Source organism: Corynebacterium sp. TUM25015, assembly GCF_056393505.1.
The window spans coordinates 1,615,300-1,638,535 of record NZ_CM150783.1 but is presented as its reverse complement, the minus strand read 5'-3'; the positions used below and the strand labels follow the sequence as shown (position 1 = coordinate 1,638,535).

The window sequence follows — 23,236 nt, the reverse complement described above, 5'->3', positions numbered from 1 at the left end:
TTACTGACAAAAGAATTGAAAAAAGGATAAATAAATCACATCAACCAACACCAACAAAACATTGCTGGTCATTGACCGACACAACATACATCCACCACTTCAAACAAAACCATTATCAGCCCAACGCACACCCAACAAAAAAGAGGCACGCTGGGATACGCACATTACATAACGTGGAGACGTTAACACCACGCTGGCGTAACCACCATCAACCCATAATCCATATGAGCCAACGAGAAGCTGAAACAAGTCACAAAGCAAAAGACATACAATGCATCAGAATCAACACAAAGGTTGGTCAACAAAGTATCTAAACTTGGTTCATCACGCTATTGAGTTCTCAAACAACCTACGCACACCGATCGTCTGAGTCAGAATCTTTGTCCTGCTCGCTCTCGGCGACTTGATTTAATGTACACCCGCCCCAACTAACACACAAATCCCCTGGTAGAAGCGCAAAAACGCAACTACCAAGGGATCGCTTTAGCCGTTATAGGCCGTATGGCGTGGCGTCACTATGAAGAACCCCCAACACGCGCACCGGCGAAACGCTTCTTGCCCTTGCGAAGCACCAGCCACGAACCATGCAGCAGGTCGTCGGCGGAGGGCGACCATTCGATGTCCTCGATACGCTGGTTGTTCACATACGCGCCACCCTCCCCAACGGTGCGACGGGCAGCACCCTTCGACTTCTCCAGACCAGATTCGACGAGCAGATCCAGGATCGTCGCTTCCGCCCCTACCTCGGCGACCTCAGTCTCCTGCAATGCAGAGGACAAGGTAGCTTCATCCAGATCCTGCAGCTCAGCCTTGCCAAAGAGTGCCTGCGCAGCCAGCTCTACAGCCTCGGTTGCATCTGCGCCATGCACCAGCGTGGTCATCTCGCGAGCAAGCACGCGCTGAGCCTCACGCTTGTAAGGTTCCTCAGCGACCTTCCGCTCGAGATCCGCGATCTCTTCCTGGGAAAGGAAGGTGAACCAACGCAAGTAGTCAATCACCACGGAATCACCAGCGTTAATGAAGTACTGGTACCAGGAGTACGGGCTGGTCAACTGCGGATCGAGCCAAAGCTTTCCGCCGCCAGTGGACTTACCGAACTTATTGCCCTCTGCATCCGTGACCAGCGGCACGGTCAGCCCGTGTACCTTCGCACCATTAATACGACGGTTCAGATCCACGCCGGAAACAATGTTGCCCCACTGGTCGCCGCCGCCGATCTGAAGCACGCAGTCGTACTCGTTGTGCAGGTGAACATAGTCGTTTGCCTGCAGCAGCATGTAGGAAAATTCGGTGTAGGAAATGCCGTCGGATTCGAGGCGTCGCTTCACCGTCTCGCGATCCAGCATGGTGTTCAATGAGAAGTTCTTGCCGACATCGCGCAGATACTCAATGACGTTCATCTGGCTAATCCAGTCCGCGTTATTCACCATGACTGCGGGGCTGGTTACATTATCTTCATTATCTTCGCCAGTGAAGTCCACAAAGGCCTCCAGCTGCTTCTTGATAGCCACCATGTTCTCACCGATCTGATCCTCGGAGAGCATGGAGCGTTCGCCCACGTCGCGTGGGTCGCCGATCATGCCGGTAGCACCGCCGGCCAGGGTGATCGGTCGGTGACCAAACTGCTGGAATCGCTTTAGCATGATTAGTGGCACCAGGTGACCTGCATGCAGAGAGCTACCTGTCGGGTCGAAACCGCAGTACAGCGTGATGGGATCCTGCGTGGCCTCCTTCAGCGCCTCCAGGTCCGTGGACTGATTAATCAGGCCGCGCCACTGCAGTTCGTCAATGATGTTCTTGTTGTCGCTCATGCGTACTCGTTCTCGTTCCTCTAAAATGCGTCGCTATTTAACGAGCCAGTCTTTAGCTTCTTCGACCAGCAATACCGGGATGCCGTCCTGCACCGGATAGGCCTTGTTCAGGCGGGGGTTCACCAAATAGTCACCGTGATCCTCCAGCGGCTGCTTGTCGATGGGGCACGCGAGGATCTCTAGGAGCTTCTGGTCAATCATGTTGCTTAGTGTAGCCGGTTGCCCCGGCTTCTTTCTTAGTGACGCCCCCTACGCCGCCCAATAGCTATTCGCTCTGTCGAGGGTCGCGGCGAGGATCATTCCTCCGGCTTGCGTACGACACCAAACTGTAGCTCCAGGAACGTGCGATTATCCTTCAACTCTTGAAGGTTGTTTTGCAATACAGCCCGGTGAACTTCATCCATCTCCGACTGCAATACCGCCAGCGAGGCACGGAAATCCTCCACCGCGTGAGCATGCGTAGCGGTTGGCATCCCTTCCAAAAGCTCACAGGTCTTTGGGAAATAGCTATCCATGATGCGACGGACTTTATCTTCCTGCAAGGCATCGGCAGCCAAGTGATCCCACTCACCTGCTATGTCCTTGCAGGTGGCATAAAAGTGATCCAAGTCTGAGTGGAGTTGCTGGCGCTGCAGGTCTGTCACATCCACGGTCTGTTTTATTCGTTTGCAGTAGCCCCGAATATTCTGCAATGAATAGTTCGCGACGGTTGCATTTGAAGACATCGGCCCGCTTAAAGGCTCTTGTCGACTGTTTTCCACTGCATGCTTTCCGTACGTACTATTCGGCACCTCCCGTTCGGGCGTAAGAACCCAGGCGACGCTGGCAAGAGCCACCGCCACGACTACCCACAGAGAGCCGAGATCCACCTGCGAGTGGACAGCCGCAGTAGTGACGAAGACTACCGGCGCGACCAGTGCTTTCGAATAGTACTTGGGATCCATCATGTCTTTGCCTCTTTCGACGTCCTGGTAGCGCCCTACTGGTAGCTACGAATCTCCTCAAATGCCTTGGCCATGTCCCCACTGCGGGCGTCGAAAACCTTGCCACCGGTGTAATCGGCCAAAAAGTTCATCTCCTCCTCGCTCGACTCACCATAAAGGATCACGAAAACTGGAATCTTGCGTTTCGTTGTAGCTAGTTTGCGATCCAATCTATTGATGAAGTCCTTGCGATTCGTACCGGCATTCGACGCCCCGTCAGTCATCAGAACAATAGAGCTCAGCAAGTCACCGTTCTTATCCGCTTGCTCATAGGCCTGTAACACTGCGTCGTAGATCGCAGTCTCACCGCGAGGTTGCAAACCATTTACGTAATCCTGCAGACCTCGCTTTTGTTCCGCACTGGCCGGGTCGAAGTGCTCTTGGGTATAGCCTTCCGCAACCTTGCTGCTGAATGGCATGAACTTGATCGTTTCACGCCGGCTAAAGCCCTTTGGATTATCTTTTTCTCCCGCAGTGCCATTAATCAGGCTGGTTAGGATGGCCTTTAGATCTTTGAGACGCTTGCCCCGCATTGAGCCGGAGGTATCGAGCAAGAAATTGCTATCTGCCGGTCGGCGCAGCACATCGTGATAGAGGCGATTGAGAAAATCAATGTCTCCCTGTGTTTCTGGGTACTGATAGTAAGACTCAGCTTCCTCATTCCGCGCATACACCGGCTCCGCGTCTAGATGAGTCTTCTCTTCCACCTCGGCTCTGTGTTCATCAAACCAACTGGATAGTGCCCTAACCTTTGCCTGCGAATCTCTTTCGGCATCTTGGTCGCCATCCCTGCGGAGAGGGGAAAGGGGATAATCGGCTACTCCCGTAGCCTCCCCCGGAATAATCACGTCGATATCGGCCCCATCATTTTCCTTCATAGATTCCAAAACGGACTGGTAATTGAAAATTCCATCCGCTTTGTCGGGGTTCTTCAAGAAAGTATCGCGCAACCAGCCCGAGGATCCCGAAGTAATCGTCTGTCCTGAGAAAAAGTCCTTCAAACTAGGTTCGTTAATGCTCGCCTTCGAAATATCAAAAGGCTCGTTCTTCGGAAAGTGCCCAAACTCGGCGAACACAGAAAGCAGAGTAAGGAAACCAGAGTTGGATTCTTGTGGATCCGTCATGCCAAATGTCAGATCTCCGCGCGCCGCAGCGTCCGCAATATCCGCCCATTTGACCTCCCTGTGGTGCCACCCCAGGCGGTCCATCACGTCCTTCTTTATCCCCAAAGCTATCGGCGAGCGGGCAATACTGTAATGGATAGTCTGCGGATTCGGCCCCTGCACTTTGGCAAAGGCATCGGTTGCAAACCACGTGGCGTCATACTTATCCGAGTAAGCGCCATCGAGCAGATTCCGGGTATTGACGAGCGTGCCACTGTCGTAATCCATCTGAATGTAGAAGCCTAGATCCGCAGAAGCTTGTTTGATGAATGGCTCCATATCCGATAGCTCTGTGGCGGCAACGATTTTGAGCGGCTTGCTGTAATCAATTGAACGCTCATCGTCCCACGGCGCTGCACCGTTGGAACCATCTTTGCCAAACACGTAGGCACCTGCTGCTACTAACAACAAAATAACCACGAGAATGACTTTGGATTTGCCCTTCCTACCACCGGCATTTCCATCACTGTGGCTAAAGCTGCTGGGATAAGCACTAGTCATAAGGCCGATTTTATGGCAGGGATCACTCCATTTCAGTTCAAATTGGTTCAAATCCATCATCCCGGCAGGCCGGAACTACACGGTTGTGAGAGGTGCGTTACAGTGGAGAGCACAACCGAACACGGGCGCTCGAGGTATCGAGCTGAGATCGCGCTGAAGCCCCGCGCGAGTACCGCTAGAACCTGTCTGGTTAGAACCAGCGAAGGAAGAGTCAGGAGAGTCTTAATGACGGATACGTCTACCCAGAACATCACCCCCACCGACGAGTACGGCGCGGAGATTCACCCGAAGCACAGCTTCTCCCCCATCGAGAAAACGGTGGAATCCTTCGGCAAGACCTTCACGCTGCAGGTGCCGGAGACTGAGATCCAATTGGACGACTCGCCGACCGGCCCAAATGAGCCGGTGAGGATCTACCGCACCCGCGGCCCGTGGGCGGAACCCACCGAGGGGCTGCAGGGACTGCGCAGCGAATGGATCGAAGCCCGCGACGATGTGGAGGCCTACGACGGTCGTCGTCGCAACCTACTGGATGACGGCAACCGTGCCGTCAAGCGCGGACAGGCCAGTGAAGAGTGGAAGGGTTCTACCCGCGCCACGCTGCGTGCAAAGGAGGGTAAGCGTGTTACCCAAATGCACTATGCCCGCCAGGGAATCATCACCCCGGAAATGGAGTTCGTAGCGCTCCGTGAGCACTGTGATGTAGAGAAGGTTCGCGAACAGGTGGCCTCCGGTAAGGCCATTATTCCGAACAACATCAACCACCCGGAGTCCGAGCCGATGATTATCGGCAACGCCTTCACCACCAAGATCAACGCCAACATCGGTAACTCCGCCGTCACCTCCTCTATTCGCGAGGAAGTGGATAAGCTGCGCTGGGCGACCCGCTGGGGCGCGGATACCGTAATGGATCTTTCCACCGGTAACGACATCCACACCACCCGCGAATGGATTCTGCGGAACTCCCCTGTACCGATCGGTACCGTGCCTATCTACCAGGCACTTGAGAAGGTCGACGGCGTAGCCGAGGACCTAACCTGGGAGATCTTCCGCGATACCGTCATTGAGCAGTGCGAACAGGGCGTGGACTACATGACGATCCACGCAGGCGTGCGCCTGCCGTTCGTGCCGCTGACCACGAAGCGCGTCACCGGCATCGTCTCCCGCGGCGGTTCCATCATGGCCGGCTGGTGCCTGGCGCACCACAAGGAGTCGTTCCTGTATGAGAACTTCGACGAGCTGTGTGAGATCTTCGCCAAGTACGACGTCGCATTCTCTTTGGGCGATGGCCTGCGCCCGGGCTCCATTGCGGACGCCAACGACGCCGCCCAGTTCGCAGAGCTGAAGACCATCGGTGAGCTCACCCACCGCGCTTGGGAGTACGACGTGCAGGTCATGGTTGAAGGTCCCGGTCACGTGCCGCTGAACATGGTGCAGGTCAACAACGAAAAGGAGCAGGAATGGTGCGGTGGTGCACCGTTCTACACTCTGGGACCACTGGTGACGGACATTGCTCCGGGCTATGACCACATCACCTCTGCCATCGGTGCGGCGAACATCGCCATGGGTGGCACTGCAATGCTGTGCTACGTGACCCCGAAGGAACACCTGGGTCTGCCGAACAAGGACGACGTAAAGACCGGCGTCATCACCTACAAGGTCTCCGCACACGCCGCCGATGTCGCCAAGGGACACCCGGGCGCCCACGAGTGGGACGATGCTATGAGTAAGGCTCGCTTCGAGTTCCGCTGGCACGACCAGTTCGCTCTTTCCCTGGACCCGGATACCGCTCAGGCTTACCACGATGAGACTCTGCCTGCGGAGCCAGCGAAGACGGCACACTTCTGCTCCATGTGTGGCCCTAAGTTCTGCTCCATGCGCATCAGCCAGGACATCCGCGATGCCTTCGGCGACGAGATCGACGAAGCGCTGGCCACCGACCAAAAGCAGTCCCTGGTCAAGGATCTGGGCCTGCCGGGCTTCGGTCGACAGAGCGTCGACGCAGCACAGAGTGCTGAGGGCGAAGAGGAAATGGCTGAGGAGTTCCGCCGCGCGGGCTCCCAGCTGTACCTGAACCGCGACGAAGCCAAGGAAGTTGCCGAGGATCTGCAAAAGGAGGCGGCAGCGCAAGGTGAGCGCTAAGCACTCGCGCGCAGATCAGCTAGATCTACGTTGCTATCTGGTGACGGGCACACCCCACGAGAAAGTGGTGGATGTCGCCGCAGCAGCAGCCTCCGGTGGCGCCGGTGTTGTGCAGGTACGTAGCAAGCCCATTAGCGTGCGGGATCTCACCGCACTCGCGATTGAGGTCGCGGCCGCTGTCGCAGCTGTCAACCCAGCTACCAAGGTCTTGATCGACGACCGCGTGGACGTTGCTGCTGCCCTGATGGGGCATCACCATATCCACGGTGTTCACATCGGCCAGGACGACCTCGACCCGCGCCTGGCACGCGCTGTGCTGGGAGACGACGCAATCATCGGGCTCACCACCGGCACTCTGCCACTCGTACAGCAGTCAAACGAATACGCCGACGTGATCGACTACATTGGTGCCGGACCTTTCCGCCCCACCCCCACCAAAAATTCCGGCCGGGAGCCGCTCGGGCTGGCGGGCTACCCTGCGCTGGTGGAAGCGTCGCGCGTCCCGGTAGTTGCCATTGGCGACGTGCGCGCTGAGGACGCACGCGACCTCGCCTCTACCGGAGTTGCTGGCGTGGCGATTGTGCGGGGCTTTATGAACTCCCCCGACCCACGCAGCACCGCCCGCCAAGTGCTCACTGGTTTTTCTTCATGACGCCTCCGTTTGCAACCCGCCCTAAGAGAGAAGTGAAAACCCGTGACTAATCCCAGTCCCGTCAGTTCCCAGCGCTATGCCCATATCGTGGTAGGAGCTGGAATCGTCGGCCTATCCACCGCGTTCAAACTCGTGGACTTCGGGGCAGATCCGGCGACCGTGGCAGTGATCGACCCGGCCCCTATCAGTGGGGCTTCTTACGTCGCCGGAGGCATGCTGGCTCCAGTGGCCGAAGTGCAGTACAAACAGGAGCCGTTATACCCGCTGATGGTGGCGTCCAAAAACTTGTACGACGACCTGCTGCAACGGCTGAGCGAGAAAACTACGTGCAGCACCGGACACAGAACAGAATCAACGTTCGTGGTAGGAGCAGATCGGGCGGACGCGCGACACCTCACCGAGCTGACCGATCACCAGCACGGGCATGGAATGGAAGTGCAGCGGCTGCCACTCCGCCAAGCGCGGAAGATAGAGAGAGGCCTCAGTCCACAGCTTTCCGGCGTGGTCGAAATCCCCGGCGACCATCAAGTGAACCCACGGATGTACTGCGCGGCACTGCTGGATGCTCTGCAAAACATGGGCGTAACCATTTTCGACGAGTGCGTGAACCGCGTGGACGGCCAAGCCGGAACCGTGACAACCGACCGGGCGACATATACCGCAGGCAGGGTGTACCTGTGCAATGGGTTGGGTGCCGGGCAGGTACATGGTTGGTACGGGGGCGAGCACTCTCCGCTGAAGCTGCGCCCCGTGCGTGGCGACATGCTGCGACTGCGGGTACCCGAGGGCATGGACTCCCCAGTGGGGCGCGTTATCAGGGGGTTCGTGGAGGATCGACCGGTGTACATCATCCCCCGCACCGACGGGACCATTGCTGTGGGCGCAACCAGCCGGGAAGACGCGCGCCGCGGTCCGGCGGTAGACGGAGTCTACACTCTGCTGCGCGACGCGATCCGGATTGTGCCCGGACTGCAAGAGTGCGAGTTTATCGAAGCGATCACCGGCGAACGACCGGGCACCCCGGATGACCTGCCCTACCTGGGGAAGGTCGACGACAAGCTGGTGGTCTCCACCGGCTACTTCCGCCACGGCATTCTGCTGTCCGCACTGGGGGCTACAGTGGGGGCAGCATTGGGAATGGGCCTGCCGGTTCCTACGTTGGAACCGGAGATTAACCTGACCGACTGCGCGCCACTGCGACATGCCTAGAGGCAATGCCACGGGCGCTGTGAAGAAGATCTAAGGAGAATCCATGAACTACACGGTCAATGACGAGCCGCGGTCGGCAGATACTGCACCGACCGTAGCCGAAGTCGTGGCTGCGGAAACCGGCCGCGAGGTTTCTGATGTCGAGGGTGCAAAGGGAGTTGCGGTAGCAGTCAATCGTTCCGTCGTACCGGCCAGTGACTGGGGGCGCGCACTTTCGGAAGGTGACGCCGTGGACATTCTGATCGCCGTACAGGGCGGCTAGAGAGAAGACAATGCTGAAGATCGCAGATAAGGAATTCGACTCACACCTCATCATGGGAACCGGTGGATCCAGCAGCCAGGCACTGTTGGAAGAAGCGCTGGTGGCCAGCGGGACTCAGCTGACGACGGTGGCGATGCGCCGGCACAGTGCGCAGACTACGGGAGGCGGCGAGAGCGTATTCGAGCTACTAAATCGCCTGAATATCGACGTTCTGCCGAACACCGCCGGGTGCCAGACTGCACGCGATGCGATGTTGACGGCCCAGTTGGCACGCGAAGCATTGGGAACCAATTGGGTGAAGGTGGAAGTAATCGCAGATGACCACACACTGCTGCCGGACGTGGTGGAGCTGGTGGATGCCTGCGAAATGCTGGTGGCCGAGGGCTTTGTGGTGCTGGCCTACACCAGCGACGACCCGGTGGTTGCCAGGCGACTGGAAGACGTAGGCGTGGATGCCGTCATGCCGCTGGGCTCCCCGATCGGCACTGGACTAGGCATTTTGAACCCCCACAACATTGAACTGATCTGCTCCCGCGCACAGGTTCCGGTGCTGCTGGACGCGGGCGTGGGTACGGCCTCCGACGCAGCACTTGCGATGGAGCTGGGCTGCTCCGGTGTGCTACTGGCTAGCGCAGTCAATCGCTGCCAGGATCCGGTTGCGATGGCACAGGCCATGAAAGCTGCTGTGGAAGCCGGACGGTTGGCACGCGAAGCGGGACGCATCCCGCAGCGTACGCACGCACAGGGCGCACTTGCTTCCTCCAGCTTCGATGGTCTGGCCAGCTGGGATGGCTGGGCTGACGAGGTTCTGTAATGCTCAGCGATTACACAACACTGCCCGCAGCGGAGTTAAAGCGCGTGGCACGGCAGACGATCCTTCCAGGCCACGGACTGCGGGAACAGGAGCGCCTACACGAGGCGCATGTGCTGGTGATTGGAGCGGGTGGGCTCGGTTGCCCGCTGATGCAATCACTGGCAGCGGCGGGAGTCGGTCATATCTCCGTCATTGACGATGACACGGTGGATATCACCAATATTCACCGCCAGATCCTGTTCGGCGCCAGCGACGTCGGCCGGGCGAAGGTGGATGTCGCGGGTGAACGGCTGCGGGAGCTGCAGCCCGGACTGCGTTTTAATGGTCTCCATGGGCGTTTTGGCGCCGACAATGCCGCTGAACTGCTAGAGGGAGTGGACGTGTTGATCGACGGCTCCGATACCTTCGCGACGAAGTTCCTCGCCGCAGATGCCGCCGAGGCCACCGGCACTCCCCTGGTATGGGGTTCCGTGCTGCGTTATCGCGGTGACGTGGCCGTATGGTGGTCGGGTTCTACCGCAGAACCGGATGGTCGAGGTGTCGGCATGCGCGACCTCTACCCCAGCCAGCCGGATCCCGACAGTGTGCCGGACTGCGCGACCGCCGGAGTGCTAGGTGTGACGACCTCCGTTGTTGCCGGCCTCATGGCCACCGAAACCATCAAGTTTCTGCGCGATCCGTCCGCGCGCGTACAGCAGGTTGGGAAGCTGCATATTTATGACGCCCTTAGCGCCAGTATTCAGCATTTCAACGTCACCGCTGATCCTCAGCGGCAGCTGGTTACCAAGATCGTGGCTGCAGAAGCGTCAGATTGTGCGGTGGAGCCGTCGAGCAGTGAGGCGGAAATGGGAGAGGCGACTTCGCTGCTACACGATCTTGAAAATGGCGTGGCGGTCGCGATTGATGTGCGTGAACCGGGAGAGAAAGCCATCAAGGATCTGCCGAGTTTCGCCATCCACCCTGGCTTTCACCTGCCCACCTCCGTGTGGAGCGAACAGCCGGAGCTGGCGGAACAACTCCTTGACAGTATCGGGGCCGAAGAACCTAACGCCGACGTCGTGATCTACTGCGCATCGGGGAAGCGTTCTGCGAGCTTTGTCGAACGCTTTGAACAGCACGCCGCCGGGCAGGAAGTGCGCTTGCACAACCTGCCCGGCGGGGCGAATAAGCACGGGGTAGAGATCTAAACCAGTCGGGTCTTCTCGGCCCACTTGCGGTTTTCGTTCGCTGCCTCGCGTACGCGCTCCTTTTGCTCTGCCACGCGCACACCCGCGGTGCCACCGCGGGTGGAGCGGGAAGCTACTGCACCGTCGATAGTCAGCACCTCGCGCACCTCAGGGGTCAGTGCCTCGTGCACGCCCGCCAACTCTTCGTCAGTGAGATCCACCAGATCCACACCGCGAGATTCAGCGATGCGCACACAGGAACCAGAGGCCTCGTGAGCAACGCGGAACGGAACACCCTGACGCACCATCCACTCCGCCAGATCCGTAGCCAGGGTGAAGCCAGCGGGAGCGAGTGCGCGCAGGCGCTCCGGGTGGAAAGTGAGGGTACCCACCAGACCAGCCATCGCCGGCAGCAGCAGGTTCAACTGAGCCACGGAATCCGCAATTGGCTCCTTATCCTCCTGCAGGTCGCGGTTATAAGCCAGTGGCATGGCCTTCAGCGTGGCCAGCAGGCCGGTGGCATTACCGATCAAGCGGCCGGTCTTGCCACGCATAAGCTCAGCCACATCCGGGTTCTTCTTCTGCGGCATGATGGACGAGCCAGTCGACCACTCATCGGCAAGCGTGACATAACCGAACTCCGGGGTGGACCAGGCGATGATTTCCTCGGCAAGACGGGAAAGATCCACTGCCACCTGGGCAAACACAAAGGCTGCCTCAGATGCGAAGTCGCGGGAACTGGTGGCGTCAATAGAGTTATCCGCAGCAGAGTCAAACCCGAGCTCCTGTGCGATAGCCTCCGGGTCGAGCGCCAGAGAAGAACCCGCCAGCGCGCCGGAACCATAAGGGGACACGGCGAGGCGCTTGTCGAGATCCTGGAAACGCTGAACATCGCGCAACAGCGGCTGTGCATGCGCCAATAGCTGGTGAGACAGGAGTACCGGCTGGGCGGCCTGAAAGTGAGTCTTGCCCGGCATAATGACCTCCGGGTGGCGGTCTGCCTGGGCGACCAGCGCATCGACAACATCCAGGACACCAGCGGTGATGTCGCGGATCGCGTCGCGTAGCCACATACGGAACAAGGTGGCCACCTGGTCATTGCGGGAGCGTCCCGCACGCAGTCGACCGCCGACCTCGGGGCCGACGCGATCGATCAGGCCGCGTTCCATGGCGCCGTGGACATCCTCGTCGCTGGGATCCGGTCCGAACGAACCGTCCGCGACATCGGCGCCCAACTTCTGTAGACCGGCGATGAGGGTATCGAAATCCTCGTCGCTCAGCAGGTTGGCCTTGTGCAGCACCCGTGCGTGAGCCTGCGAGGCCAGCACGTCATAAGGAGCCAAAACCCAATCGAAGTGAGTGGACTTCGACAGGGCGGCCATCGCCTCGGTCGGGCCGCCGGAGAAGCGGCCACCCCACAGGGCGCCCTCGTTTGTGCCGTGTGCCTCGGTGGTCATGGTTGGAAATGCTGCCTTTCTTTTCCTATTAGCCGTTGTTGAGCGGTTAGTTTGCCAGATCGCGCTTCGAGGCGATCTTGGAGGACAGGCCGTGCAGCTCCACGAAGCCGCGAGCCATGGACTGATCGAAGGAGTCGCCCTCGTCGTAGGTGGCCAGGTTGAAGTCGTACAAGGACTTGCTGGAGCGGCGACCGTTGACGGTGATGGATCCTGCGTGCAGTACCAGGCGGATGTCGCCGGTGACGTGGCTCTGGGTGGACTCAATGAAAGCGTCTAGGGAGCGCTTCAGCGGGCTGAACCACAGGCCGTCGTACACCTGGTTCGACCACTCAGCATCGATGCCGCGCTTGTAGCGGGCCAGCTCGCGCTCAATCGTGACGGCCTCCAGGGCCTCGTGAGCGCGGATCAGGGTCATGGCACCCGGTGCCTCGTAGATCTCGCGGGACTTGATGCCCACTAGGCGGTCCTCGACCATATCCAGGCGGCCTACGCCCTGTGCACCAGCGCGGCGGTTCAGCTCCTCAATGGCCTCCAGGACGGTGACCTTCTTGCCGTCAATGGCAACGGGCTTGCCGGCCTCGAAGGAGATGATGACCTCGTCCGGGGCCTGACCCAGACCTGGATCCTCGGTGTAGGCGTACACGTCCTTGGTCGGTGCGTTCCACAGGTCCTCCAGGAAGCCGGTCTCCACGGCGCGACCCCAAACGTTCTGGTCGATGGAGAACGGGGACTTCTTGGACTGCTCAATCGGGATACCATTTTCCTCAGCGAAGGCGATGGCCTTTTCGCGGGTCCAAGCGTAGTCACGAACCGGGGCGATGATGTCCAGATCTGGCGCGGTGTTGGCGAAGCCGACCTCGAAACGAACCTGGTCATTCCCCTTGCCGGTGCAGCCGTGGGCGACAGCGGTGCCGCCGTGCTCGGCAGCAGCCTCAGACAGGTGCTTCACGATCAGCGGGCGGGAGATAGCGGAGACCAGCGGGTACTCCTTCATGTACATGCCGTTGGCCTTGATCGTCGGCAAGCAGTAGTCGTTGGCGAATTCATCGCGGGCATCCACGACGATGGACTCCACAGCGCCGGCGCCCAGTGCACGCTGGCGGACGGTCTCCATGTCCTCGCCACCCTGGCCCAGGTCGATGGAGACACAGACGACCTCAGCGTTGCGCTCCTTGGCAATCCAGCTGATAGCAACAGTGGTATCGAGTCCGCCGGAGTATGCGAGTACTACGCGATCCTTCATTCTTCTCTACGCTTCCCTTCGAAAGATTCTCTTGTGTTCTTTTCGTTATCCGTTATTTGATTTTAGCTTTGTGCCAGGTGGAAGAAATACTCCCCCAGCTCCTTGCCATTGAGGGGCTCTCGCGCCAGGACAAACACAGTGTCGTCACCGGCAATGGTGGCCACCACCCGGTTAACATCCGAGCGGTCCAAAATGCTGGCCAGGTACTGCGCCGCACCTGGCGGAGTACGCAGCACCGCGATGTTTCCCGAGTGGTCATGGTCAACCAGCAATTCTGCCAGCACTCGTCGCAGCTTGTCCGGCCCGTCCACCCGTACATCGTCGGAAAGGGAGTAGTAGACCTCTCCTCCTACGCGCACCTTCTTGGCACCCAAATCCACCAGGTCGCGAGACAGCGTTGCCTGCGTGACGTCGATGCCGCGGTTGACGAGGATACCGAGCAGCTGGCGCTGGCTGGCTACTTTCTCAGCGCCGATGATGCGCCCGATCATGTCCTGCCGTGCTGTGCGGGTTAACGAAGAAGCCATACCATCAGCGCCTTTTGTGCATGCAGGCGGTTTTCCGCCTCGTCAAAGACCACAGACTGTGGCCCGTCGATCACCTCGGTAGTCACTTCGTTGCCGCGGTAGGCCGGCAGGCAGTGCAGGAAGATCGCATCGTCCTTGGCGGTGCCCATTAGTTTTTCGTCTACCTGGTACGGGCGCAGCGCACTGCGATCCTCGGAGGCATCCTGTCCCATTGACAGCCACGTATCGGTGATCACCACATCTGCGCCGGTGGCATCGACCTTATCCGTTACGGTAACGGTCGCACCGGTCAGCTCCGCCCGCTTCTGCGCTCGCTCAACGAACTCTGCCGCAGGCTGGAAACCCTTCGGTGCGGCGATGGTGATGTTCACTCCCGCGGTGGCAAAGCCCAGCATGTAGCTGTTTGCCATGTTGTTCGCACCGTCGCCAAAGTACACGGCACTCAGACCCTGGAGCTTTCCCTTGTGTTCCTTGATGGTCACGAGATCCGCCAAGATTTGGCAGGGGTGGAAGTCATCGGACAGCGAGTTGATAATCGGAACGCTCGCGGTCTCTGCCATCTGGTGCAGATTGTCGTGGGCACCGGTGCGCCACACGATAGCGGTGGCGTAACGGGACAGTACCGCGCCGGTGTCCTGGTAGGTCTCGCCCTTGCCCATCTGGGAACTGCCGCTGTCTACGACGATGGCATTGCCGCCCAGCTCGGTGATGCCGGCGTCAAAAGAAAAGCGCGTGCGCGTAGAGGTCTTGTCGAACAAGACTGCGACAGAGCGACGTTCCAGTAGGTTGCGATAGCCATTGCTGTAGCGATTGTCCTTCAGTTCCTCGGCCAATGCCAGCACTTCGGCCTGCTCTTCCGGGGTGAGGTCATCGTCGGCCAGCATGTGGCGCAGCGGCCCGTTGTTAAGGGAGTTCGTCATGTGGTGTTCCTTAGTTTTGTTTACTCGAGCTCTGTTTACTCGAGCTCTGTTTACTCGAGCTCTGTTTACTCGAGCTCTGTTTACTCGAGCTCTGTTCGCTCTGTTCGCGGTTGTCGTCCAGCATCTGCCTTATCTTGGTGACGCCACCCTGCACCTCCTGAGCCGAGATGTTCAGCGGGGGAACAATGCGGATCACGTCGGGCTGGGGTTTGTTCACAATCAGCCCGTAATCAAGCGGGTCGAGTGTCAGCGGTTCATCCAGCACGATGCCCAGCATGAGCCCGCGTCCGCGGATCGTCTGCACGCTGGGGTGGTCGACCAGACCGTCGCGGAAAGCCTGCGATTGGGTGGTGACGTTGGATAATAGATCCTCGGCCTCAATCGTGTCGATCACTGCATTCGCAGCGGCACAGACCACGGGGTTACCGCCGAAAGTGGTTCCGTGCATGCCCTTGGCTAGGAGTTGTGCCTTCGGTAGGGCCAGCGTTGCACCGATCGGCAGGCCACCGCCCAGTCCCTTGGCCATGGTGATGACGTCCGGCAGCACATCGGGTTCGTGCTGGAAGCCGAACCACTGGCCGGTGCGCCCCATGCCCGCCTGTACCTCGTCGAGGACCATGAGAATGCCGTGCTCGTCGCACAATTCGCGTACGGCGGCCAGGAATCCATCCGGTGCGGGGATCACGCCGGTCTCCCCTTGAATTGGCTCAAGGAAAATTGCGGCGGTGTCATCGTCCGCCAGCTCCCGGAGAGCCGCGATATCGCCGTAGGGGTAGTACTCCACTCCGCCGGGCAACGGCTTAAAGGGTTCTTGCTTATCAGGCTGGCCGGTCAGGGCGAGCGCACCCATGGTGCGGCCGTGGAAGCCACGCTCGGCAGCCAGGATTTTGGTTCTTCCCGTAGCGCGGGCGATCTTGAAGGCCGCTTCGTTGGCCTCTGCTCCGGAGTTGGAAAAGAACACGCGCGCTTCCGCGGCCTGCTTCCCCACCAGTCCCTTGAGCCGCTCAGCGAGTTTGATCACCTGCGGGTGGGCGAAAAGGTTCGACGTGTGGCTGAGCGTAGCGATCTGATTCGACACGGCGTCGACAACGGCAGGGTGAGCGTGCCCCAGAGCATTGACGGCGATGCCGGAGAGCAGGTCGAGGTATTCGTTGCCCTCTGCGTCGGTGACGACGGTTCCGCGACCGGACACGAGCTCGCGCGGCGGAGTGCCATACGTTTCGAACAGGGCGGCGTTCCAGTGGCTCTGCCAGTCGGTGGAGTTCATGTGCTGGCTCATGACTAGTCCTCCCGGTAGTTGATAGCGGCGGGAATCTCGGTTCCGTCTACGTCCTCCCAATCTGCGGGGCAGATCATGGTGCCGATGCCGCCGGTGGTCATTAGCTCCAAGAGTACGGAGTGCGGGATTCGCCCGTCGATGACGTGTGCGGCCTGCACCCCGGTACGCAGGGCGTCGAGGCAGGCTTCCATCTTCGGCACCATGCCGGAATCCAGGTTAGGTAGCAGGTCGGAAAGCTGCTCCGGGGTGAGGCTGGAAACGAGCGAATCCTTGTTGGGCCAGTCGGTGTATAGCCCCTTAACGTTCGTGAGTACGATCAGTCGCTCGGCTCCCAGGGCACCAGCCAATGCACCGGCAGCCGTGTCTGCGTTGATGTTGTAGATACGCCCTTGGTCATCGGGAGCGATCGTTGAGACGACGGGGATGCGGCCTGCGTCGATGAGATCTAGCAAGCTTTCTGCATTGACGTGTTCGATCTGCCCCACACGCCCAAGATCCACATCTTCCCCGTCGATGGTGATGGTGCGTTTGGAGGCGGTGAATAGTCCCGCGTCCTCACCCGAGGTGCCGACGGCGTATGGGCCGTGCTCGTTAATCAGGCCAACGAGCTCGCGTCCGACCTTGCCGAAGAGCACCATGCGAACGTATTCCATGACCTCCGGGGTTGTTACACGGAAGCCGCCCTTGAACTCGCCTTCCAGGCCGACGGTCTTCAGCATTTCGTTGATCTGCGGGCCACCGCCGTGCACCACGACCGGGCGGGCACCAATAGCGCGCAGGAAGACCATGTCGGCGGCGAATGCTCGCTTGAGATCCTCGTCGATCATCGCATTGCCGCCGTACTTCACCACCACGATCTTGTCGCGGTAATGCAGCAACCAGGGCAACGCTTCGGCCAGCACGTGGCTGCGCATTTCGGGGGTCAGCCCGGTGGTATCGATGGGCGGGTGATTGGAAGTCATTGGTGCTTAGTCCCTAATCATTCGATTCTTGGTGCAGGGTGCTTTTGTAAATCTGGGTGCATGCCAGGTGGAGTGCTAGGTGGAGTACTCAGAGTTGATCTCTACATAGGAGTACGAAAGGTCGGTGGTCCATACCGTCGCGCGCCCTTCGCCTACGCCAAGATCCACCTCGACAGCGATGTCCGCACCGGATAGGTCGACCGCCCGCGCACCGGGGGCACCGGTGGAGTTGATGCACACGGGGTGACCGTTGAAGGACACGCTGATGGCCTCTGGGTTCATCTTCACCGGTGCCATTCCCACTGCGGCTAGCACGCGACCCCAGTTCGGGTCCGAGCCGAACATTGCACACTTAAAGAGGTTGTCGCGGCCAATGACGCGAGCGGCGGTCTGCGCGTCCGCGTCTGTTTCTGCGCCGCCGACGGTGATGGAGACTCTCTTTGTGACGCCCTCAGCATCCGCCTGCAGCTGCATCGCGATGTCTAAGCACACCTGGTGGATCGCAGCGTTAAATTCCTCTGCTTCGGGGGTCACTCCGGACGCACCGGAGGCCATAAGCAGCACGGTGTCATTGGTGGAGGTTGCGCCGTCGATGTCAATGCAGTCGAAGGTCGTCGGGGTCGCACCCGCCAGTGCCTGCTGGGCCATCTCGGCACTGGGAAGGTGGGCGTCGGTAGTAATGAACACCAGCATCGTCGCCAGTGACGGAGCCATCATCCCCACGCCCTTGCCCATCGCACCGATGGACCAGCCGTCGCCGTGGTAGACGGCTTCCTTGGCCACGAGATCGGTGGTCATGATGGCACGGGCGGCGGCGTTTCCTGACGCAATGGACTGATCCAAATTTCCTACGAGCTCATCAATGCCCGAGATGATCTTGTCCATCGGTAGCACATCGCCAATAAGTCCCGTGGAACACACGGCAACGTCGCTGGGTTGGCAGCCCAACACCTCAGCGGCCTTATCCGCCGTGGCACGGGCATCCTTGTCGCCCTGGGCACCGTTGCAGGCATTGGCATTTCCGGAGTTGACGACCACTGCATGGAAGCTGCCATCGTTATGTGCCTTGGTGTAGCGCACGGGAGCTGCCGTGACCTGGTTACGGGTAAACATTGCTGCAGCAATAGTGTCCGGACCGTCATTGCGGATCAGAGCCATATCCGACTTACCGGAAGGCTTAATGCCTGCAGTCACCGCGGCAGCGCTGAAGCCCCGAGGAACAGTCACACCGAGCTCTGCAGAGGTACTCTGTGCCGTGCTGGTGTCTGGGTTTGCTTCTTGTGGGTTATTCATTGTCGGATCACAGTCCCGTCTGCGGAAGACCCGCGGTTTCTTCCCAACCGAACATCAGGTTGAGGCATTGGATAGCAGCACCGGCGGTGCCCTTGGTGAGGTTGTCAATGGCGCTGGTGGCGATGATCATGCCGTCGGCGACTTCTACTTGCAGGTGAACCATGTTGGAGCCCACGACGTTTTTTACCTCCGGCTGCTGGCCAGCTGGCAGCAAGTGCAGGAAGGGTTCATCGGCGCAGAAGTCCTCATAGGCACGGCGGATATCGCTCGCCTGGCCTCGTGCTGGAGCGGTGACTGTGGTGAGAATTCCGCGGGTCAGCGGCGCGAGTACTGGTGTGAAGGTGACATGCACGTCGTCCGAAGAGTGACCAGCAGGAAGGAGTTCCTCCACGCTCTGCTTGATTTCCGGGGCGTGACGGTGGGTTCCCACACCGTAAGCACGGAGGTTCCCCATAGTCTCGGAACCAAGGAGATTCACTGCCGCTTTCTTGCCTGCACCCGTGGTTCCCGTGACGGAGACGACACTGACCTGCGGAGCCATAAGGCCACTGACAATAGCTGGCATGAGAGCCATCGTCGCGCCGGTCGGGAAACAACCCGGGGCGGCTACGTAATTCGTTGCCGCAATATCCTCTCGGTGCCCCGGCATTTCCGGAATGCCGTAGGTGCGGGTGCCGGCGTGCGGCGTGCCGTAGAAGCGTGCCCAGTGATTTGCGTTCTTTAACCGGTAGTCAGCTCCGCAGTCCACGATCTTCATAGATTCCGGCAGGTCGAGGGAGGCAGAAACGCCATGCGGAAGAGCCAGGATTGCAGCATCATGCTCGCGGAGAACATCCTCAGTGGTGGCCTCGAGCACGCGATCCGCCAGTGCGGGAAGCCCTGGGTTGAGATCACCGAAGCGCGCGCCAGCATTAGAACCGCCGGTCAGCGCACCAATTTCGAAGTCCACGCCGTAGCCTGGGTGATTGAGGAGGAGGCGAAGCGCTTCGCCACCCGCGTACCCACTGGCGCCTGCTACTGCAATTTTCAACATAGGACGATTCTGCCCTACGTGACCCACAAATGCAAATTATTCAATATTGTGGGAATTATGCAACTATGCGCGGAGCGTGGCTCCCACACGCTCCGCCGCGGCCTGCAGAGCTGCTTCGCGGGACTTGCTGGCCTCTTCCTCCGTCAAGGTGCGATCTGCGGCGCGGAAACGCAGGCTGAAAGTCAACGAACGCTTGCCTTCACCCAAGGACGCGGAGCGATAAACGTCGAAAAGACGAATCTCTTCCAACAGCTCGCCCGCACCAGCCCGAAGAGCATCTTCGACCGCCTGTGCCGGAGTGGACTCATCTACGACAACCGCAATGTCCTGCAGAACGGCCGGGAATGCAGACAGCACCGGACGCGGGAAAGTCTCCTCCAAAGGCAGCGCATCCAGGTTGATCTCCATGGCCACGGTGCGCGGCGGAAGCTCGGCTCGCTCGCACACCTGCGGGTGCAGCTCACCAGCGTGCCCGACGACCGTCTCCCCTACCAGGATCTCAGCACAGCGACCCGGGTGCCACGGCAAGTACTCGGCGTTACGCAGAGTAATCTCCACACCGGCAGCGCGGGCGACTACACGGGCAGATTCAATGGCATCCGCAGCAGTGAAAGCTTCCGGCGCACCCCACGTGCCCTGCAGCTGGCGATTACCCGTCGCGACGACGGCAACATGAAGTGGTTGTGCGGGCAGCGAAGCCAGCAGCTCGGACAGCTCGGCGTCACTCGGGCGCTGCTTAACAGAAGGCATTGGCGAGAACTGCTCGGCCGACTTCGGAACAGAAACCTGCTCCACGCCGTACAAGGCTGCATCTCGCTGACCACGAGTGACGTTGCGACGCAGCGATTCGATCATCGACGGCAATAGTGTGGTGCCGATCTGCGCGTAATCGCTCTCTAGCGGGTTTTGCACCTTGACCGTCACGCGACGCGGATCATCAGCGGGCAGATCCCATACGTCGAATACATCATTGGCAATGAACGGGCTCGGCAGAATCTCTGCATAACCGGCCCATGCCAAAGCCTTACCCACATTGCGACGCATCCGCTGGCGCGGAGTGTAACCGCGACCTGCGGGAGCGGTCGGAACGACAGAAGGAATATCCTCCAGCCCTTCCAGACGCAGCACCTCCTCCACTAGGTCGGCGGGCATCGTCAGGTCAGGACGCCAGCTCGGCGGGGTGACCTCGATCTCGCGGGCACCATTGTCGTCCCGCGAACCTGTCTCGCGCACCTCACAACCCACCTCACGCAGACGGGAAATAGTGGTGCCGTCGGGATAGATCATGCCCGCAGTCTTACCTGGGCGCGACGTGTGCATAGTGATCGTCGGCATCTCGGGCACTGCACCGAACAGGGTGCACCCCTCCTCCACCTCGCCGCCGGCAATGTTCACCAGCAGTGCAACAGCGAAGTCCAGCGCGTCCTCGATAACCGCCGCATCCGTGCCACGCTCAAACCGACGCGAAGCTTCGGAGGACAGCTTGTGGCGACGGCACGTACGTGCCACCGTGATCTGATTCCAGTGAGCGGCTTCAAACAGCACGTTGGTGGTCTCATCGGAAATCTCGGAGGTCGATCCGCCCATCACGCCAGCCAGGGACTGAATGCCGGACTCATCGGCGATCACGACGTCTTCCGGATCCAGGGTGCGCTCCACATCGTCTAACGTGGTGAGCTTCTCCCCCTTCTTTGCCAGGCGAACGTGCAATTCGCCGTTGACCTTATCCGCATCGAAAGCGTGCATCGGCTGGCCAAGTAGGAACATCACGTAGTTCGTCACGTCCGTCGCCGGGTTCACGGGGCGCTGACCACAAAGCATCAGCTCGCGCTGCAGCCACAGCGGAGATTCCGCCTTCGGATCAATTCCCCGCACCTTACGCATGCCAAACTTCGAGCACTTCGTGTCCGCGTCAACCTTCAGCGCCTGCACCTCGCCACCCGTGCCGGGCAGGCCGGCGAAAAGGTCGTCGCGCATCGCTGCTGCCGCCGGGTCCTGCGCCGGGTCGCGGTATTGCAGGTTAAAGCTCGACGCCAACTCGCGCGCAAGCCCCCTGGCCGAAAGTGCGTATCCGCGGTCTGGGGTGATATTCACATCAAAGATGGTGTCCTGCAAACCCAACAGCCCACGGGCATCGTCGCCTACCTGGAGGTTGGCGCTGGCCAAATCGGCGTCAGAAATAGTCATGATGCCTGCGTTTTGCTGGCTGGCCAGACCAACCTCCATCGCAGAACAGATCATGCCCTCAGAGATTTTGCCGTAGGTCTTACGCGCCGAGATCTCGAAGGGACCGGGCAGTACCGTGCCGGGCAGGGCGATAACAACGTTGTCGCCCTCGGCGAAGTTCCGAGCGCCACAGATGATGTGCTGCAACTCGCCAGTGCCGTTGGCCTGGCCTACGTTCACATCGCAGTAGCGGATCGGCTTCTTAAACTCGGTGAGCTCCTCAATCTTTTCTACTCGACCGATCACCAGTGGGCCGGTGGTCTCAGGGATCGCCTCGTAGCCCTCGGTCTCAAAGCCGACGCGGACGAAGCCAGCGTCGAATTCCTCGGCGCTCACGCTCCACTGCGGGTTGGAAGTCTGCAGGATTCGGGTCAGCCACGACTGGGAAATAAGCATGATGTTCGAAAGATCCTTATTGGGGCTTTAAATGGGGTGATCTGAAGAGTGAATATGGGTTAACCGCGGACGCCGAATGGCAGGGTGAAGCGGACGTCGCCCTCCACCATGTCACGCATGTCGGGCAGGCCGTTGCGGAACTGCAGGGTGCGCTCGATGCCCATGCCGAAGGCGAAGCCGGAGTACACTTCCGGGTCTACACCCGCAGCGATCAAGACGTTGGGGTTGACCATGCCGCAGCCACCCCACTCGATCCAGCCGGCGCCACCCTTCTTATCTGCAAACCACACATCGACCTCGGCGGAAGGCTCGGTGAATGGGAAGTAGTTTGGGCGGATGCGGGTCTCGGCTTCCTCTCCGAACAGAGTCTTAGCCAGGTGATCCAGCGTGCCCTTCAGGTGTGCCATCGTCAGACCCTTATCAACAGCCAGGCCTTCAACCTGGTGGAAGACTGGGGTGTGGGTTGCATCCAGCTCATCGGTACGGAATACGCGTCCCGGGCAAGCAATATAAATAGGAAGATCACGGGACAGCATCGTACGCATCTGCACCGGAGAGGTATGGGTGCGCAAAACCTGGCCAGATCCCTCTGGGGCAATGTGGAACGTATCCTGCAGCGTTCGCGCGGGGTGGTCCGGAATGAAGTTCAGGGAGTCGAAGTTGAAGTACTCCGCCTCAACCTCCGGGCCATCCGCGATTTCCCAACCCATGCCGACGAAAATATCGGCGATTTGTTCGGACAGGATGGTGATTGGGTGCTGGGCGCCGCGCTGGCCACGTGTCGTCGGTTCGGTTACATCGATACGCTCGGCGCGCAGGACTTCCTCATTGCGCTTACGCTCGAGCTCTGCCTTGACTTGCCCGAAGCACTTTTCGACGCGACCACGTGCCATGTTGACCATGCGGCCAGCGTCCTTGCGCTGTTCCTTCGGCAGACTGCCCAGGCTTCGGCGGGCTGCGGGAATGGGGGCATCGTCGCCCAGGTGCTCGCGGCGAGCAGCCGCCAGCTCTTCCAGATTTGCAGCGTCGGTGAAAGCCTTCTCAGCTGCGTCGGCGGCAGCGTTAAGGCTCTGCTCCGAGAGCTCTACCTGGGGAGTGTCCGCGGAATCCGTCACTTGTGTGCGCTCCTCTGTCTACGTGCACGGCTTAACCTGGTCAATAATACCCGGCGAGGGCGACCTCGCACCTAGCCGGGGC

General features: G+C 59.8%; 20 protein-coding genes. 6 read left to right on the top strand and 14 right to left on the bottom strand.

Translation table 11 applies throughout. The annotated features are described in order from the left end of the window. Positions 1 to 515: 515 nt before the first annotated feature. The 4 genes from tyrS to AC06DS_RS07400 form a co-directional block, all read right to left on the bottom strand. Positions 516 to 1,811: a tyrosine--tRNA ligase gene (gene tyrS / locus AC06DS_RS07415; RefSeq protein ID WP_293791940.1), complete on the bottom strand. Its 1,296-nt coding sequence runs from the start codon at positions 1,809 to 1,811 to the stop codon at positions 516 to 518. Between the two features lie 33 nt (positions 1,812 to 1,844). Then, positions 1,845 to 2,012: a Trm112 family protein gene (locus tag AC06DS_RS07410; RefSeq protein ID WP_293791941.1), complete on the bottom strand. Its 168-nt coding sequence runs from the start codon at positions 2,010 to 2,012 to the stop codon at positions 1,845 to 1,847. 95 nt (positions 2,013 to 2,107) lie between these two features. After that, positions 2,108 to 2,758: a hypothetical protein gene (locus AC06DS_RS07405; protein WP_293791943.1), complete on the bottom strand. Its 651-nt coding sequence runs from the start codon at positions 2,756 to 2,758 to the stop codon at positions 2,108 to 2,110. 32 nt (positions 2,759 to 2,790) lie between these two features. Continuing rightward, positions 2,791 to 4,458, bottom strand: coding sequence for a VWA domain-containing protein (locus AC06DS_RS07400; protein WP_477100386.1), 1,668 nt, complete (start codon positions 4,456 to 4,458; stop codon positions 2,791 to 2,793). A gap of 225 nt (positions 4,459 to 4,683) precedes the next feature. On the opposite strand from AC06DS_RS07400, the gene thiC reads away from it, so the two are divergent. Genes thiC through AC06DS_RS07370 form a run of 6 tightly spaced genes read left to right on the top strand, consistent with a single transcriptional unit; the run spans position 4,684 to position 10,724 of the window. Continuing rightward, a complete protein-coding gene (thiC, locus tag AC06DS_RS07395; protein ID WP_293791946.1) occupies positions 4,684 to 6,600 on the top strand; it encodes a phosphomethylpyrimidine synthase ThiC in 1,917 nt (638 codons plus the stop codon). Continuing rightward, entirely contained in the window at positions 6,590 to 7,252 is a 663-nt protein-coding gene (locus AC06DS_RS07390; protein ID WP_477100385.1) for a thiamine phosphate synthase, read from the top strand. The genes thiC and AC06DS_RS07390 overlap by 11 nt, the downstream gene beginning before the upstream one ends. A 42-nt stretch (positions 7,253 to 7,294) precedes the next feature. After that, positions 7,295 to 8,461, top strand: coding sequence for a glycine oxidase ThiO (thiO, locus tag AC06DS_RS07385; protein WP_477100384.1), 1,167 nt, complete (start codon positions 7,295 to 7,297; stop codon positions 8,459 to 8,461). A gap of 43 nt (positions 8,462 to 8,504) precedes the next feature. After that, positions 8,505 to 8,723, top strand: coding sequence for a sulfur carrier protein ThiS (gene thiS, locus AC06DS_RS07380; RefSeq protein ID WP_293791949.1), 219 nt, complete (start codon positions 8,505 to 8,507; stop codon positions 8,721 to 8,723). Between the two features lie 10 nt (positions 8,724 to 8,733). Next, positions 8,734 to 9,537 (top strand): thiazole synthase, encoded by an 804-nt coding sequence (locus AC06DS_RS07375; protein WP_293791951.1) that lies wholly within the window; start codon positions 8,734 to 8,736, stop codon positions 9,535 to 9,537. Next, positions 9,537 to 10,724: a ThiF family adenylyltransferase gene (locus AC06DS_RS07370; protein WP_477100383.1), complete on the top strand. Its 1,188-nt coding sequence runs from the start codon at positions 9,537 to 9,539 to the stop codon at positions 10,722 to 10,724. Before AC06DS_RS07375 ends, AC06DS_RS07370 begins: the two co-directional genes overlap by 1 nt. Here AC06DS_RS07370 and argH read toward each other — a convergent pair. The 10 genes from argH to pheS form a co-directional block, all read right to left on the bottom strand. Beyond that, positions 10,721 to 12,160, bottom strand: a complete 1,440-nt coding sequence (gene argH, locus AC06DS_RS07365; protein WP_448308335.1) for an argininosuccinate lyase — start codon at positions 12,158 to 12,160, stop codon at positions 10,721 to 10,723. The two genes, AC06DS_RS07370 and argH, sit on opposite strands and share 4 nt — an antisense overlap. A 46-nt stretch (positions 12,161 to 12,206) precedes the next feature. Further along, positions 12,207 to 13,403, bottom strand: coding sequence for an argininosuccinate synthase (locus AC06DS_RS07360; RefSeq protein WP_293791954.1), 1,197 nt, complete (start codon positions 13,401 to 13,403; stop codon positions 12,207 to 12,209). Positions 13,404 to 13,465: 62 nt separating this feature from the next. Continuing rightward, positions 13,466 to 13,930, bottom strand: coding sequence for an arginine repressor (gene argR, locus AC06DS_RS07355; protein WP_293791956.1), 465 nt, complete (start codon positions 13,928 to 13,930; stop codon positions 13,466 to 13,468). Continuing rightward, positions 13,915 to 14,850: an ornithine carbamoyltransferase gene (gene argF / locus AC06DS_RS07350; RefSeq protein WP_477100382.1), complete on the bottom strand. Its 936-nt coding sequence runs from the start codon at positions 14,848 to 14,850 to the stop codon at positions 13,915 to 13,917. The genes argR and argF overlap by 16 nt, the downstream gene beginning before the upstream one ends. A 10-nt stretch (positions 14,851 to 14,860) precedes the next feature. Next, complete coding sequence (locus tag AC06DS_RS07345) at positions 14,861 to 16,129, bottom strand: acetylornithine transaminase (protein ID WP_477100381.1); 1,269 nt, start codon at positions 16,127 to 16,129, stop codon at positions 14,861 to 14,863. A gap of 2 nt (positions 16,130 to 16,131) precedes the next feature. Continuing rightward, on the bottom strand, positions 16,132 to 17,091 hold the full coding sequence (gene argB / locus AC06DS_RS07340; RefSeq protein ID WP_473963934.1) for an acetylglutamate kinase: 960 nt from the start codon (positions 17,089 to 17,091) through the stop codon (positions 16,132 to 16,134). 75 nt (positions 17,092 to 17,166) lie between these two features. Beyond that, the gene (gene argJ, locus AC06DS_RS07335; protein WP_477100380.1) at positions 17,167 to 18,384 is read right to left on the bottom strand and encodes a bifunctional glutamate N-acetyltransferase/amino-acid acetyltransferase ArgJ; all 1,218 of its coding nucleotides are present in this window, start codon (positions 18,382 to 18,384) and stop codon (positions 17,167 to 17,169) included. A gap of 7 nt (positions 18,385 to 18,391) precedes the next feature. Then, positions 18,392 to 19,417 (bottom strand): N-acetyl-gamma-glutamyl-phosphate reductase, encoded by a 1,026-nt coding sequence (gene argC / locus AC06DS_RS07330; RefSeq protein WP_477100379.1) that lies wholly within the window; start codon positions 19,415 to 19,417, stop codon positions 18,392 to 18,394. Positions 19,418 to 19,480: 63 nt separating this feature from the next. Continuing rightward, positions 19,481 to 22,039, bottom strand: coding sequence for a phenylalanine--tRNA ligase subunit beta (gene pheT, locus AC06DS_RS07325; protein WP_477100378.1), 2,559 nt, complete (start codon positions 22,037 to 22,039; stop codon positions 19,481 to 19,483). 59 nt (positions 22,040 to 22,098) lie between these two features. Beyond that, positions 22,099 to 23,154 (bottom strand): phenylalanine--tRNA ligase subunit alpha, encoded by a 1,056-nt coding sequence (gene pheS / locus AC06DS_RS07320; protein WP_477100377.1) that lies wholly within the window; start codon positions 23,152 to 23,154, stop codon positions 22,099 to 22,101. Between the last annotated feature and the right edge of the window lie 82 nt (positions 23,155 to 23,236).

Excerpts from the sequence above, each read along its gene's own strand:
- AC06DS_RS07400 (WP_477100386.1), bottom strand. The coding sequence starts at position 4,458 with ATGACTAGTGCTTATCCCAGCAGCTTTAGCCACAGTGATGGAAATGCC.
- argJ (WP_477100380.1), bottom strand. The coding sequence starts at position 18,384 with ATGAATAACCCACAAGAAGCAAACCCAGACACCAGCACGGCACAGAGT.
- AC06DS_RS07410 (WP_293791941.1), bottom strand. The coding sequence starts at position 2,012 with ATGATTGACCAGAAGCTCCTAGAGATCCTCGCGTGCCCCATCGACAAG.
- argH (WP_448308335.1), bottom strand. The coding sequence starts at position 12,160 with ATGACCACCGAGGCACACGGCACAAACGAGGGCGCCCTGTGGGGTGGC.
- tyrS (WP_293791940.1), bottom strand. The coding sequence starts at position 1,811 with ATGAGCGACAACAAGAACATCATTGACGAACTGCAGTGGCGCGGCCTG.
- AC06DS_RS07370 (WP_477100383.1), top strand. The coding sequence starts at position 9,537 with ATGCTCAGCGATTACACAACACTGCCCGCAGCGGAGTTAAAGCGCGTG.
- argF (WP_477100382.1), bottom strand. The coding sequence starts at position 14,850 with ATGACGAACTCCCTTAACAACGGGCCGCTGCGCCACATGCTGGCCGAC.
- thiS (WP_293791949.1), top strand. The coding sequence starts at position 8,505 with ATGAACTACACGGTCAATGACGAGCCGCGGTCGGCAGATACTGCACCG.
- AC06DS_RS07360 (WP_293791954.1), bottom strand. The coding sequence starts at position 13,403 with ATGAAGGATCGCGTAGTACTCGCATACTCCGGCGGACTCGATACCACT.
- AC06DS_RS07375 (WP_293791951.1), top strand. The coding sequence starts at position 8,734 with ATGCTGAAGATCGCAGATAAGGAATTCGACTCACACCTCATCATGGGA.
- argC (WP_477100379.1), bottom strand. The coding sequence starts at position 19,417 with ATGTTGAAAATTGCAGTAGCAGGCGCCAGTGGGTACGCGGGTGGCGAA.
- argR (WP_293791956.1), bottom strand. The coding sequence starts at position 13,930 with ATGGCTTCTTCGTTAACCCGCACAGCACGGCAGGACATGATCGGGCGC.
- AC06DS_RS07405 (WP_293791943.1), bottom strand. The coding sequence starts at position 2,758 with ATGATGGATCCCAAGTACTATTCGAAAGCACTGGTCGCGCCGGTAGTC.
- argB (WP_473963934.1), bottom strand. The coding sequence starts at position 17,091 with ATGACTTCCAATCACCCGCCCATCGATACCACCGGGCTGACCCCCGAA.
- pheT (WP_477100378.1), bottom strand. The coding sequence starts at position 22,039 with ATGCTTATTTCCCAGTCGTGGCTGACCCGAATCCTGCAGACTTCCAAC.
- thiC (WP_293791946.1), top strand. The coding sequence starts at position 4,684 with ATGACGGATACGTCTACCCAGAACATCACCCCCACCGACGAGTACGGC.
- AC06DS_RS07345 (WP_477100381.1), bottom strand. The coding sequence starts at position 16,129 with ATGAGCCAGCACATGAACTCCACCGACTGGCAGAGCCACTGGAACGCC.